General features: G+C 39.8%; 12 protein-coding genes. 8 read left to right on the forward strand and 4 right to left on the reverse strand.

Going from position 1 to position 12,992, the window contains the following annotated elements; translation table 11 throughout:
- Positions 1-26 precede the first annotated feature (26 nt).
- Complete coding sequence (locus B1C82_RS09040; RefSeq protein WP_086447273.1) at positions 27-1,061, forward strand: helix-turn-helix domain-containing protein; 1,035 nt, start codon at positions 27-29, stop codon at positions 1,059-1,061.
- Positions 1,062-1,250: 189 nt separating this feature from the next.
- A complete protein-coding gene (locus B1C82_RS09045; RefSeq protein ID WP_086447274.1) occupies positions 1,251-2,966 on the forward strand; it encodes an alpha/beta fold hydrolase in 1,716 nt (571 codons plus the stop codon).
- A 49-nt stretch (positions 2,967-3,015) separates the two neighbouring features.
- On the opposite strand, the gene B1C82_RS09050 is transcribed toward B1C82_RS09045, so the two are convergent.
- Both B1C82_RS09050 and cutA read right to left on the reverse strand, forming a co-directional pair.
- Positions 3,016-3,630, reverse strand: a complete 615-nt coding sequence (locus B1C82_RS09050; RefSeq protein WP_086447275.1) for a hypothetical protein — start codon at positions 3,628-3,630, stop codon at positions 3,016-3,018.
- A 94-nt stretch (positions 3,631-3,724) separates the two neighbouring features.
- Positions 3,725-4,042 (reverse strand): divalent-cation tolerance protein CutA, encoded by a 318-nt coding sequence (gene cutA / locus B1C82_RS09055; protein ID WP_086447276.1) that lies wholly within the window; start codon positions 4,040-4,042, stop codon positions 3,725-3,727.
- Positions 4,043-4,165: 123 nt separating this feature from the next.
- Here cutA and B1C82_RS09060 point away from each other — a divergent pair, with 123 nt between their 5' ends.
- Positions 4,166-5,014, forward strand: coding sequence for a patatin-like phospholipase family protein (locus tag B1C82_RS09060; protein ID WP_086447277.1), 849 nt, complete (start codon positions 4,166-4,168; stop codon positions 5,012-5,014).
- A gap of 459 nt (positions 5,015-5,473) precedes the next feature.
- Here B1C82_RS09060 and B1C82_RS20665 read toward each other — a convergent pair whose 3' ends face one another.
- Positions 5,474-5,620 (reverse strand): hypothetical protein, encoded by a 147-nt coding sequence (locus tag B1C82_RS20665; protein WP_167373755.1) that lies wholly within the window; start codon positions 5,618-5,620, stop codon positions 5,474-5,476.
- Between the two features lie 441 nt (positions 5,621-6,061).
- Here B1C82_RS20665 and B1C82_RS09065 point away from each other — a divergent pair, with 441 nt between their 5' ends.
- From B1C82_RS09065 to B1C82_RS09085, 5 genes are all read left to right on the forward strand, one after another.
- The gene (locus B1C82_RS09065) at positions 6,062-7,225 is read left to right on the forward strand and encodes an acyl-CoA dehydrogenase family protein (protein ID WP_086447278.1); all 1,164 of its coding nucleotides are present in this window, start codon (positions 6,062-6,064) and stop codon (positions 7,223-7,225) included.
- A gap of 86 nt (positions 7,226-7,311) precedes the next feature.
- Complete coding sequence (gene trpE, locus B1C82_RS09070) at positions 7,312-8,736, forward strand: anthranilate synthase component I (protein ID WP_199775747.1); 1,425 nt, start codon at positions 7,312-7,314, stop codon at positions 8,734-8,736.
- Positions 8,733-9,311, forward strand: coding sequence for an anthranilate synthase component II (locus B1C82_RS09075; protein ID WP_086447280.1), 579 nt, complete (start codon positions 8,733-8,735; stop codon positions 9,309-9,311). Before trpE ends, B1C82_RS09075 begins: the two co-directional genes overlap by 4 nt.
- Before the next feature lie 5 nt (positions 9,312-9,316).
- Entirely contained in the window at positions 9,317-11,224 is a 1,908-nt protein-coding gene (locus tag B1C82_RS09080; protein WP_086447281.1) for an ABC transporter ATP-binding protein, read from the forward strand.
- Positions 11,221-11,637, forward strand: coding sequence for a response regulator (locus tag B1C82_RS09085; RefSeq protein WP_086447282.1), 417 nt, complete (start codon positions 11,221-11,223; stop codon positions 11,635-11,637). The genes B1C82_RS09080 and B1C82_RS09085 overlap by 4 nt, the downstream gene beginning before the upstream one ends.
- Here B1C82_RS09085 and B1C82_RS09090 read toward each other — a convergent pair.
- Positions 11,634-12,764: a carbon-nitrogen hydrolase family protein gene (locus B1C82_RS09090; protein ID WP_086447283.1), complete on the reverse strand. Its 1,131-nt coding sequence runs from the start codon at positions 12,762-12,764 to the stop codon at positions 11,634-11,636. The genes B1C82_RS09085 and B1C82_RS09090 overlap by 4 nt on opposite strands.
- Positions 12,765-12,992 lie beyond the last annotated feature (228 nt).

A 12,992-nucleotide genomic window follows, 5' to 3' on the forward strand; every position in this document is an offset into this window, starting at 1 on the left:
TCGTATTTTTCGGAGTTCTGTTCTGCATGCTTCTTTCTGTGGCATGCCTACTCCGACCTGAGAGAAACGCCGGTTTAAGGATCTTATCTTTATTATCTTTTTGTGTTTCGATTCAGTTCTTATATGTTTATTTTCTTTTGAAAGGGATTTATTTCGAACCTTCGTTTTTAAATCATCTTCATATTCCGTTCGCCTGGTTTTTAGGGCCTGGAATGTATAGTTTATACTCTGTTACTGTTCGAGAGGAGAAGTTCACAGCATTCGAAAGAAGTTTTTATCTTCCAGGAATACTTCTTCTTATCTTTTTCCCTATTCTATATTTAGTTTTACCTCAAATCTTTTTAAGCAAACCGGTAGATTATTTCGAAAAAAAATCCACAAGTTGGTCAGATGTCTTACTGTTAGGTGCCTACTCTGCAAATTTGGTATTTTATTCTTCTATCGTTTGGCAAACGAGAGCGGCTTTCCGGTTGGAAAGATTGAGAAAAGATGCTGGCGCAAGGATACTTCTGTTCGTTGTAATTGGAAGCGGAAGTGTAACTACCATCCTTGTTATTTCTTATTTGATTAGAGATATTAATTTATTATTCATTTCAGTTTTGAGCACTGTTATCTATGCAGTCGCAGGTTATCTAGCGCAGATTTATGCTCCCGAAGTTTTCAGCGAGATGGGGCCTTCGATGAGAGATGCATATCGTAATTCCAGATTAGAAGGTGTGGACACGACTGATCTGGAAAATCGTTTAGAAAGTTTGATGTCAAAAGAAAAATTGTATCTGCAGGAAGATCTGTCTCTTTCTACACTATCTAATCAGTTAGATATCAAACCATATCAACTTTCAGAATTTCTAAACCAGAGAAAAGGTACAAATTTTGCTAAGTTTGTAAACGGTTTCAGAGTAGCGGAAGCCGTTCGTATATTACAAAAAGAAGAAGGAGCCAATATTCTCTCGGTCGCATACAGATCCGGCTTCAACTCTAAGGCAACTTTCAATCTTGCATTCAAATCCATACAAGGTGTTTCCCCAAGAGAGTATCTTAGGAAATCCAAAGTTTCTTAATTGAACGAACGTTTTCTTTCAAATTTGTTTAAATAAAAAATTAAGACCTTTTAATTTGTCTAAGATTCGAATCCAAGACGACCCCTACTGATAACTGTCTTATACTCCTTTTCCATAAATTAGCTAAAAGTCAAAGACTGAAAAAGCGTATGGAGAATAGTGATGAGAAAAATATACCGAACGTTAGTTATGCAATTTTGCATACTAACGCTGAGCCTAGGAGGATCCTTTTACTCTTGTAAAAGTGATTCTTCTCAAAATGCGGAAGCTGCAGCTCTCTTAGCTTCCTTAGATCCAAGCCTGGCCCAAGCTGCCGGAAATAAAGGAGTTTCCGAGTTAGAAGATTCCAGTGGTCAAATCCAAAATGCATTTGCCCAAGAGAGTGACGGAAGTTTTACTTTCGACAATACCATCAAGGTAACTGCGAACGATGGAGTTGTGTTAGAAGCTAGCCTTTTCACACCTTCTACCCCTTCCCCTACCGGAAAATACCCAACTATAATTTTCGTTAATAGCTGGGCTTTGAACAAATACGAGTATCTGGTTCCTGCTGCGAAACTTGCTAAGAAGGGATATATTGTTCTCTCTTATAGCACAAGAGGTTTTGGAGCTTCCGGAGGACTCATTGATACTGCTGGTCCAAAAGACAGAGCAGATCTAAGCAAAATTATCGATTGGTTGCTTGCAAACACTCAAACCGATTCCGCAAATATCGGTATTTCAGGTATCTCTTATGGTGCCGGAATTTCCTTAGCAGGTGTAAGTACTGAACCTAGAATTAAAACTGCTGTTGCAATGAGCGGTTGGGGAAATCTCAAACGTTCTCTTTACGGCAATGATACTCCTAGATTGATCTGGGGATTATTGCTGGTTGCTTCCAGTTATATAACAGGAAAACCTGATCCGATCATTGCACAGAATTTCGGAAAACTTCTACAACATACTGATATCGATGCAGTGACTACTTGGGCGGCAGATCGTTCTCCAGAAACTTTTGTAGGACAGTTGAATGCTTCTGCGGGCAAGTCAGTAATGATCTCGAATAACTTCGAGGATTACTTATTTAACCCGAACGCGGTTTTGGATTATTATTCTAAGATCACTGTTCCTAAAAAACTTTTAATGAACGAAGGGATCCATGCTTCTGCAGAAATTGGAGGCATTCTCGGTTTTTCCGGTACAGTTTGGGATAACGCATACGATTGGTTCGATTATTGGTTGAAAGGGACTAATAACGGGATCATGGACAAACCTCAGGTTACTTTCCAAAAACGTTTTGCTGGACCTAGAGTGACTCTTCCTTCTTGGCCTTCTCCTACTGTTTCCGATAAAACTTTTTATCTGAAACCGAGAGGTCTTTTTACTAACGGAGAGATAGGCACAAGCCAAAACACTACTGTTACTAACACTGGAATTCTTTCCGGAGCGGACACTGCTGCTACCACTGGATTTCCTTTGCTTGCAGATATTCTTGCGTCTCACGCAGATATTCCTGTAACAACCAATTTAGGTTTAGTCAGCAGAGTGAACGGTATCGTTTACCAATCTTCTAACCTAAGTTCTACATTGAAGATCAGAGGCAAAATGTTCTGGAACGGAAGAATTTCTTCCAGCCTAGGAAAGGCTAACGTGAACGTTTACTTCTACGATGTAGACAAATATGGCACCGCTACCTTGATCACTCATGGTACATCGACTATTTTCGATGCGGGATGGTATGAAACAAAAGATATGTCTATCGATCTAAATGCGGTAGCTTATGATGTTCCTGCAGGAAATAAGATCGCGATTGCAATCGATACTTTCGATTCACAATACTCGGTGCCGACTGTGCTGATTTATGGTCTGGATGTGAAACACTCCAAAACCCCACAAACCACTTTAGTGATCCAATCGGAGAATTAATTTCGGTTTTCCATTCCCCTTTTTTAACGGCGGGCTTGCCCGCCTTTTTTTATGCCTCTCTTTCCTTTCTCCATTGGATATAATCAGGCAATTCTACTAATTCTATAAATCCCTCTTCTTCTGGATCGTCGGGAAGCATTCCAATGTCGTAATATCCGATTTCTTTCGTATATGTATCTTCGCCAAGAAGAGCCTCTAATAATAAGCCCACTGCCTTTTTGAGATGAGGATTGGATTCTACATTGGGAAAATCAGGGAAACAAATCCGAACTCCAAAAGTTTTGGGAAGACTTGTGTTCTCTAAAGGTAGAAACCAGATCTCCTCTGAATCCAATTCTAAACCTTCGTGAAATATAACTGTGCCTTTTTCTTGGTATTGATCTACGGAATACACATCCCAACCTGAAATTTCAGGAGCGAGATCTACAAATCTTTCCGCTTTAGCGTACAGATCCTCATCCCCAGCTGTAACGACAGTAAATTCATGAGGACTCTCATCTCCCCCGCCGATCTCGAAAAAAAACTCGGAATTCACTTCCTGGAGTCGATCCATTAGATCGTCCAAAAGGCGATCTCTTTCTTTATCATCCAGGTCATCTAGTTTAGTATAATACCGGCTGTTTTGGGAAAACCAGGTCCAAAACTTTTCCGCTTTTTCTTCCATTCATCCGCCTCAGTCACGAATCTCTCGGAATTTCCAACCAAGAGACTCGATAAAAATATCCGAATGTATGAAAAGAATGTTTAAAGGGAAAGAATTATTTTCCGATTTCCGAATCTATCCAACGCAAATACTTTTGGTTCGCCTCTTTGATTTCCCAGGAAACAATACAAGGGACCGTGTAACTATGTAGTTCAGAAATTCTTGCTACGACTTTCTCCGCCTCAGAATCTTTGGTTTTTAACAAAAGAACTGTTTCCTGATTATGCTCCAATCTTCCGTGCCATCTATAAATAGATTTCATACCAGGGATCAAATTGGCGCATGCGACCAGTCTTTCGTTCACTAAAGTTTCCGCGATCTGTAAGGCCTCGGTTTCGTTCTTCGTGGTAACGTAAAAAGTTCGATAGCTCATGCCATAGTGATACTCCCGGAATTGAATTGTTTCAAGACTGATTCTCCAAATTCACAAAACGAAAGTCCTAAAAGTTAAGGTAAAATTCTGGACAAAGTCCCCCTCTAAATTAAGAAATTCGCAATGGCCACCAAAAAATCGCCGAATCTTATCTTTAAAAAATCGTATGACGCATTGGCTTTGAATTCTGCATTTTTCGGTTTTTACGCTCACTCTGGTTTCTCGCTCGGACTAAAAGAGATTGGTTTTAAACCTGCAGCAATCGCAGGTTCTAGCTCGGGAGCTTTAATCGGTTCCTTAATATCCGCAGGAATTCCTCCGGAAGAGATCACAAGATTCATTCTTACTTTGCAAAAAAGCGATTTCTGGGACGGAAATTTTTTCAGTCAGTTCCTAAAACCATTTAGAAAAGGACTTAAAAATTATTCAGGCCTTCTTTCTGGTAAAAAGATCAGGTCTTTACTGGAGCCTTACTTGGGAGGTAAGGATATTTCCGATATGCCTATCAAGATGGGAATCGCAGTTTCTAATCTTACCAAAGGTATTAGAGAATTAAAGACCGAAGGAAATATCGTAGATATGATCATGGCCTCCATGACCTTCCCCATTCTATTTGAAATTCCAAACCTAAGAGGTGAGGAATTTTTAGATGGCGGAGTTGCAGATGCAGAGCCTATCAAAGAATTTATTTTGGATCCAAGTATCAAAAGGATCGTTGTTCACGACATTGAAAACCGTAAACCTGTTTCAGATAAAATTCTAATGAGGGCTTTCGATTCTTGCGTGAGTGTAATCGCAAGTGAAACCAAAGATCTTAAGGAATTATTAGCTAAGAAGTATGGTAAAAAAATTATCAGAGTGGTTACCAATACTCCTTATCTTCATCCCAACAAAATGGAAAACGGAAGATTAGCTTTGGAGTTAGGCAGAAGGTCCGCTCATTTTATGAAATCCCAAATATTGGGAACCTAGACGCAAAAGCCGCTACAAGAAACAAAGTGGTGATTGCTAATACTAGTTTTTTCATTTGGAATTCATCCTTTTCCTTAATTCCACCTTCCGTTTTTGCTTCCGGTGTGTAAAAGAACATATCAAAGAGGAATCTGTTTTACAATCAAAAGATATGTTATAACAGATAAATATTCCGCAATTACGCATGCCTGGCCAAAAAGGGCAGAAATGAGCCTGTGGGAAAAAATGGCTGACAATGAGGGGATAATCTTATGAATAAGAAACAGGAGTCCTCGGACTCCTATCGTCGCTTCACTCTTATATCCGGTGCGGCTTAAACCTTGCCGGATCCTTTTTTGAAAGCTGACAACAGATAGTTCTTCTTTAGCTATATTGAAATAAAAAGGGCCTCCTTTTGGGAGGCCCTTTTTGTCGCTGCACTCTTATATCCAGTGCCGACGTCAATAAACCCTTTCGGGATTATTTTTTTGTTTCTTTCTTAGCGTCGGCCTTAGGTGCTTCTTTCTTTGCTTCCTCTTTTTTAGGAGCCTCTTTTTTCTCTTCTGCGCTTAGTGCGAAAGCAGCAACGAGTGAAATAGTGGTAAGCGCTAATACTAGTTTTTTCATGGAACATCCTTTTAATTGTTTTGACCTCGGTAAAATCCCGGGGCCAAGGTAAAAGATAATCCGAAAAAGTACAGACCACCCACAATCAAAATTCAAAAGTTTATATAAAATTTCGCTAATTTAGCCTTCTTCTTTTTTTATAAAACATCTGTAAAAGAAGGATTTGAAATCTCTAACATGGAACTAATTAAAAACTCATTTGGGTCTTAGAGGAAGAGAGTATTTCGCTCATAATATCTTTAATGGAAATTTATTTCCAAAAGAGAGCCCTCAAACCGATGCCGTCCTTTCGGCATTTAAACGATTTCCGGATTCTTCTCATCTCTTCTAATCCAATCGTACGTTCTTGACTCGGTACCCTTCCGCTTAGAACCTGTTCCCAGGGTTCATACATCGCGTCTCCCGCAGATTACCCTCATTCCAATTAAGGTTATAATTATAATGGATTTCGCTCTTTCAGACGATCAAAAAGCGCTCAGAGGTCTTGCCAGAGATTTTGCAAAAAATGAGATTCGCCCAAAAGCGGAACATCATGATAAAACGGGAGAATATCCTCTTCAGATCTTGAAGAAAGCCTGGGAAATCGGCTTAATGAATATCCATATTCCGGAAAAATATAACGGAGCCGGAATGGCCGAGTTAGATGATACAATCATCGGAGAAGAATTATTCTGGGGTTGTTCAGCGATGGCAACTGCCATCCTCGCAAACAACTTGGCTTTAGCACCGGTACTTATCGGAGCAAGTGATGAAGTCCTGAAAAAATGGGTTCAGCCTATGACTGAACAATTCCAACTCTGCGCTTACGCAGTTACTGAACCTGGCGCTGGTTCTGACGTTGCAGGTATCCGCACTACTGCAAGAAAGGTTGGAGACGAGTATATTATCAACGGTTCTAAGATGTGGATTACTAACGCGGGTTATGCGGATTGGTTCTTCGTTCTTACTAAGACCGATCCTGCTGCTGGTCACAAAGGTATCACAGGATTTATAGTTAGTTCCAAAACTCCTGGTGTGGTTGTAGGCAAAAAAGAATTGAACATGGGACAAAGATGTTCTGACACCAGAGGGATCACTTTCGAAGAAGTAAAAGTCCACAAAAGCCAAATGATCGGTAAAGAAGGCGACGGTTTCAAGATCGCAATGGGAGCATTCGATCATACTCGCCCTGGAGTTGCTACTGGAGCAGTTGGTGTTGCAAGAGCTGCTATGGAGCATGCATTAGAATATGCTAAAACTAGAACTGCATTTGGTAAACCTATCATTGAAAACCAAGCAATCTCTTTTATGATCGCTGAGATGGCGAGAGATATAGAAGCAGGAAGACTTCTTTGTCACCAAGCAGCTTGGTTGATCGATAACGGTTTTAGAAATACATACCAAGCTTCTATCGCTAAAGCATTCTGCGCGGATGCTTGTATGAGAATTACGACTGACGCAGTTCAAGTTTTAGGCGGCTACGGTTTTAACTCAGAGTATCCAGTTGAAAAACTGATGAGAGACGCTAAAATTTTCCAAATTTACGAAGGTACTTCTCAAATCCAAAGATTGATCATCTCTCGTTATCTTACAGAAGGTAAAGGGATAGAAGGACCGAACCTCTGAAGGAATTTTCCTTAACATACGAAGAATTCCTGGAGAAAACAAAATCTGGGAATCTGATCCCGGTTTTCAAACAAGTCTTCTTGGATTTGGAAACCCCGGTGTCTCTTTTTGCAAAATGGGGAGGCACTGAGGCCAAACATTCTTTTCTTCTAGAATCAGTAGAAGGTGGAGAGAATGTAGGTAGGAATTCCTTCCTAGGAAAAGATCCTTATAGACTTCTTTATGGAAAAAACGGTCTTTTCTATGTTTCCAAAAGAAAAGAACCTGAGACAGAAATAATTACCTACGATCCTTTATTCCTATTAGAATATTCCATGGGAGACGACAAATACGTTCCGGATCATAGACTCCCTTCTTTCCAAGGTGGAGCGGTTGGCTTTCTTTCCTTCGGCGCTGTTCGTTATTATGAAAATATTCCAGATACTAAGCCAGAAGATGAACCGGCACCGGATGCATATTTCGCGTTATACGATGAGATACTAGTAGTCGACCATGTAGATCGTCTTTTAAGGATCGTAGTAAACGCACGTCTTTCAGAATACAAAGATCCCAAAGCTTGTTATGAAGCTACATTAGAAAGAATTGATGCAATTGAAAAAGAGATCAGAGAAGGCGAACTTCCTGGTTGGGTAGCACATCCGGTTGAATCCAAGGAAAAGTTAGAATACACTCCTAATATTCCGGATGAGGATTATAAAAAAGCGGTTCAGAAAGCGAAGGAATATATTTACGCGGGAGATATTTTCCAAGTAGTTCCCTCCAGAAAGTTGGAATTCCGACCTGGTGTTCCTCCTTTCCAAGTTTATCGCGGATTAAGAACTGTAAATCCGAGTCCTTATATGTATTTCCTAAAGTTGGATGATATTTCCTTGGTAGGATCTTCTCCTGAGATCATGGTAAAATGTAAGGATAGAAAAACTTACTTAAGACCGATTGCAGGAACGAGACCAAGAGGAGCTAATCCGGAAGCGGACAGACTTTTAGAAGAGAATCTTTTAGCGGATCCTAAAGAGATAGCAGAACATATCATGCTAGTAGACCTAGGAAGAAATGACTTAGGTAGAGTTTGTGAAGCGGGAAGTGTTCGAGTAGAAGATTTTAAAATTATAGAAAAATATTCTCACGTTATGCATATTGTGAGCCAATGTTCCGGAATTTTAGAAGAAGGAAAATCGGTTTACGATCTTCTCCGCGCAACTCTTCCTGCAGGAACAGTTTCAGGCGCACCTAAGATCAGAGCTATGGAAATCATAGACGAACTGGAAAGGACCAGAAGAGGAATTTATTCCGGAGCCTTAGGCTATATTTCCTACCAAGGAGATACAGATATGGCAATCGTAATCCGCACCATCTCTTTTTACGGCGAGAAGGCATTCGTCCAAGCAGGTGGCGGAGTGGTTTACGATTCTTCTCCGGAAGGCGAATTAGAAGAGACCAAAAATAAAATGGCCGCATTACTCCGAGCAGTGGACTTCGCCAGGAACGGATTGAAAGGAGAATGGAATAGATGATCCTTCTCGTAGACAATTACGATTCTTTTACATACAATCTGTATCAGTATTTTTCGCAGATTGGCAATAAGGTAGAAGTTTTCAGAAATGATAAAATCGATCTGAACGAGATCAAAAGATTAGCTCCGAAAGGGATCATATTAAGTCCGGGGCCAGGACGTCCTGAGGATTCAGGAGTTTGTATTGATATTTTAAAAGAACTGGCAGGACAATTACCGATTTTAGGTGTATGTTTAGGTCACCAAGCCATTGGTCTTGTCCATGGCGGAAAGATCGTAAACGCTCCGACTATCATGCACGGAAAAGTAAGCTTGATAGAACATGACGGTAAGGATATCTATAAGTCCTTGCCTTCTCCATTTTTAGCTACTAGATATCATTCACTAGTGATCCAACCGGAAAGTCTTCCTGATGTTTTAGAGGTTTCCTCTAAGACCGAAGATGGAATTATTATGGGTGTGCGTCATAAAACAAAACCTCATTTATATGGAGTTCAATTCCATCCGGAGTCTATCATGACACAAAACGGTTTGGAATTGGTGAGAAACTTTTCGCGAATCGTTTCAGAAGCATAAACCAAATGAAAATTTTTTTCCGCTTAATGAGTTATTCAGTACGTTATAAGTACAGATTTTCATTAGGTATTGCGTTCGCTCTTCTAACTGCAGTCTTGAATGCAGTCTCCTTAACGTCTATCATTCCACTTTTCGATACAATGGCCGCGGATCCAAACACTCGCTTCCAATTCGAATTTACGGAAGCAGAACAAGAGATCATCACTAAAGAAGAATCCAATTTAGAGATCCGTTTAAATCCCGTAGAAAGGGCCAAGAAAGTTCTCATCGACGTTAAAAGATGGTCTAACGGACGTACTAAGTATATGGAACCTAAGGAAGTGGTTTGGGCAGTTTGTCTTTTGATCCTTCCTTTGTACGGACTAAAACTTATCACCTATCTCGCTTCTGTATATTGCCTTGCCACTGCAGGCTATTGGGCTGTCCGAGATATTCGGCAGGAATTATTCGAGAAGAACCAAATGCTTCCTCTTACGTTTTTCTTTAAGGAAAAAACGGGACTCTTGATGAGCAGGATCATCAACGATGTAGAAGTTGTAGCAGCGGTGATCTCTTCCAATTTTAGAGACGCAACGATCAACTTTTTCTATGTAATAACTCACCTATTAGTATTACTTTATCTGAATACGGAACTTCTTCTTATCGCGTGCGGGATCGTCCCTTTGGTCATTCTTCCTGTAACATTATTCACCAAAAAGATTACAAGATCCACGGAAAGATTCCAGGAGAAACTTGCGGACTTAAACGCGAATCTCCAAGAGATGATCTCGGGGATTAAAGTGATCCGTGTTTTCAATACCGAAAAATACGAGAAGGAAAAATTCCAGAAGATCAATCAGAACGTTTATCGTAGGAATTTTAAAGGGCAGTACTATCTTCAGATTGCGCCTAGTTTAGTTGAACTAACTTCTTCCTTAGTTGCGCTTGGATTTTTTGCATTAGGTGCAAGGTATATTCTCTCAGGAAATATTGGTTCTCCATTTACAGTGGGACAGTTCATGGTGTTCCTTCTGACATTACTGTTCCTTCTCCGCCCATTAACACAATTATCACAAATGGTGGGAAAAATTTCCCAAGCGATCATCGCAGGAAGAAGGATCTTCGAGATCATAGATCTGGAAACGGAAGATCATAGCGAAGAAGAAAAAGTAAAAGTAGAAAGAGTCACAAATTCCATCCAGTTCAAAGGGATCAACTTTGCATATCCAGGAACGAATGCAGAAGTCTTAAAAGATATCAACTTGAATGTGAAAGTGGGAGAAACAATCGCAATAGTGGGTGCAAGTGGTTGTGGTAAGTCGACGCTGATGGACTTAATTCCTAGATTTTTTGATCCGAGCGTTGGATCGATAGAGTTTGATGGACAGAATATCAAAGACCTTTCTCTTGCAGATCTTCGTAATAAGATCGGGATCGTAACTCAGGACATTTTTCTATTCCATGGAAAAGTCGCAGATAATATCGCTTATGGAAAACCTGGAGCCAGCAGAAAAGATGTTATTAGAGCTGCGAGGCTTGCTCACGCTCATGACTTCATCAAACAAATGGACAATGGATACGATAGTATTTTGGGAGTAAGAGGTTTAAATCTTTCAGGCGGACAGAGACAAAGACTTGTAATCGCAAGGGCTTTATTAAGAGATCCTGAAATTATGATCTTAGATGAAGCAACATCTGCATTAGACGCCGAGTCCGAAAGGCTGGTCAGCGATGCATTCCGAAGATTATTTGCAAACCGTACTACATTCGTGATCGCTCATAGACTTTCCACAATCAAAGACATTCCACGTATACTTGTTATGGACAATGGAAGGATTGTAGAAGAAGGAAATCATACTTCCCTAATGGAAATGAACGGTCTTTATAGGAAACTTACTGATAACCAATACGCTGGAGCGGGGATGCTGCCTTGAAACCATTAGTTCTTGTAGTGGACGACAACGATCGTTATGCTAATAATCTCAAAACTTATCTGCAGGAAAATGGATGCGAAGTCCTACGTGCTATAGATGCTTCCCAAGGTTGGGATCTTTATCTTGCGAATAAACATAAACTAAAAGCTATCATCACCGATATTACAATGGAAACCCAAACCTCGGGACTTTGGATGATTCGTAAGATCTATCAAGACGGATTCGAAGGAATTAAAGTAATCGCCACTACTGGATTTGATGTTTCCGGAGTAATGGCACTCAGCAAATATTTCCTTCCTTGGTTTGCCGGAGTGGAATATATGGTTCCTAAGGTTCCTTTAAAGAGGGGAGAAGTTATACTCCTCCCTACCAGTGGAGTCTTTTCCGATTTTTTAAGTAAGCTTAAGTCCTAAAGCCAAAGATTATATATTCTATTTTTATTATGTTCAGATACTGGAACCGTTTCCGGTTTTCCATTTCGCAAAATAGATGCCTTGCCATCTGATTCCAAATTCCAGAGCTTCCCTTGTAAAAACACATTGATCCCATTCTTAAATCCGGATCTAGCAGCTCTAGTTTCCAATGCATATTTTTTCCAAGCCTGCCCTTCCGTGATCCTTCCTATATCTTTTGGATCTACGTCGGCGGGATTTTTTTCCCCATTATATCCTGCCCAAGCCTGGTCCCAAACAGAAGTCTCTCCTCGATTTATATAAGAAGGGACCGCAATAAAATCTGCACCGGATACCTTCAAATTTGTGTAAGACTCGGGATACCAAGAATCTGCGCATACCAAAACTCCCATTCTTCCTGCAGGAGTGTCGATGACTGTTCCGGGTTTTAAATTGGAGTCTAAGAATGGCTTCTCTTCTTCCGTTAAAAATTTTTTGCGAATTGGCTCCCCCAGAACAAAACCATCTTTTCCAAATACAAAGCTCGTATTGAATAAAGAAGAAGGACCCAATATAATCTTTCCATTCTGAGCAGAAGGAGAAGGTAAAACGATTGAACCGGCCAATATAGTGACCTGGTATTTTAAAGCCAGAGCTGAGAAGGTACTCTCATAGATTTCCTTCATCTTTTCTGCCTTACTTTTAAATATAGCTGCTTGTATCTTATCATTCTCCTTGGAAGTCAGGAAATGATATAAGAAAGAAAAAGGATTTCGAAGTATAAAATAGATCATCCCGGATTGTAGATCAGTGGAAGTATATAAAGAGGATTTTTCACCAGAAACAACTAGCCAAGTGCCGTAATATTCCGGAAAAACGAAAATTGTCCGATTAGAGATCCAGCCAGACTTTTTTGCCGTTAGCAGATAAGACTCAGTCTTCTCCAAAAATCTTTTTTGATTCGAGTAATCTCCAGAAACCATAAAAGGTTCCACTCCAATTAAATTCCCTGCGCCAGAATCCTTACCGAAAGAGTACGAACTGATCTCAAAAGGTTTCTCTTCAGGAGAATTACCTAAAAAGGAATAAGCCCAGATCAAATATATACTCACAATCAACAGAATACCATAAAACGAATATCTTCGCATCAAATCCCCCTCTTTAACCAAATATTACTTTACATTTTGTTAATATATAATAAACAAACGTTCATTTATTTATCATCCATATGCTATAAAATAAATGATATCATACATCGATCAAACACTATTAACGAACAATTGTTAACTAACTCACTTAACTAACAAACGTTCATCAGCATAATATTTATACATTCATATTATAAATTAGGAAAATAGATATGTATGGCATTTGCT

Source organism: Leptospira venezuelensis (genome assembly GCF_002150035.1).
Lineage (GTDB): Bacteria > Spirochaetota > Leptospiria > Leptospirales > Leptospiraceae > Leptospira_B > Leptospira_B venezuelensis.

What these genes read in the sequence shown, in the direction of transcription:
- B1C82_RS09040 (WP_086447273.1), top strand. Translation starts at nt 27, where the DNA reads ATGCTTCTTTCTGTGGCATGCCTACTCCGACCTGAGAGAAACGCCGGT.
- B1C82_RS09045 (WP_086447274.1), top strand. Translation starts at nt 1,251, where the DNA reads ATGCAATTTTGCATACTAACGCTGAGCCTAGGAGGATCCTTTTACTCT.
- B1C82_RS09050 (WP_086447275.1), bottom strand. Translation starts at nt 3,630, where the DNA reads ATGGAAGAAAAAGCGGAAAAGTTTTGGACCTGGTTTTCCCAAAACAGC.
- cutA (WP_086447276.1), bottom strand. Translation starts at nt 4,042, where the DNA reads ATGAGCTATCGAACTTTTTACGTTACCACGAAGAACGAAACCGAGGCC.
- B1C82_RS09060 (WP_086447277.1), top strand. Translation starts at nt 4,166, where the DNA reads ATGGCCACCAAAAAATCGCCGAATCTTATCTTTAAAAAATCGTATGAC.
- B1C82_RS20665 (WP_167373755.1), bottom strand. Translation starts at nt 5,620, where the DNA reads ATGAAAAAACTAGTATTAGCGCTTACCACTATTTCACTCGTTGCTGCT.
- B1C82_RS09065 (WP_086447278.1), top strand. Translation starts at nt 6,062, where the DNA reads ATGGATTTCGCTCTTTCAGACGATCAAAAAGCGCTCAGAGGTCTTGCC.
- B1C82_RS09075 (WP_086447280.1), top strand. Translation starts at nt 8,733, where the DNA reads ATGATCCTTCTCGTAGACAATTACGATTCTTTTACATACAATCTGTAT.
- B1C82_RS09080 (WP_086447281.1), top strand. Translation starts at nt 9,317, where the DNA reads ATGAAAATTTTTTTCCGCTTAATGAGTTATTCAGTACGTTATAAGTAC.
- B1C82_RS09090 (WP_086447283.1), bottom strand. Translation starts at nt 12,764, where the DNA reads ATGCGAAGATATTCGTTTTATGGTATTCTGTTGATTGTGAGTATATAT.